This is a genomic window from Monashia sp. HAY1-2A (assembly GCF_056755315.1).
In genome coordinates, this window is record NZ_JBNDHY010000805.1 from 1 (window position 1) to 234 (window position 234).

Below are 234 nucleotides of genomic sequence, written 5' to 3' on the forward strand. Positions count from 1 at the left end.
CGACGAACATGAGCCCGACCCCGGAGCGGCTCAAGGTGCTGGACATGGTCACCTACTGGTCGGCCGGGTCCTCGCTGGTGATCGCCAAGGGCAACCCGCTCAAGCTGAGCATCACGGACCAGATGACGCTGTGCGGACACAAGATCGCGGTGGTGACCGGCTCGACCCAGGCCGAGAAGTACCTGCCGCAGATCTCCGACGACTGTCAGGCCGCGGGCAAGCCGGCGGTCGACG

1 pseudogene is annotated in these 234 nt (G+C 66.7%); it reads left to right on the top strand.

Going from position 1 to position 234, the window contains the following annotated elements:
- Nucleotides 1-8 precede the first annotated feature (8 nt).
- Nucleotides 9-234, top strand: a pseudogene (locus ACPYOM_RS23995) (ABC transporter substrate-binding protein); the annotation flags it as partial.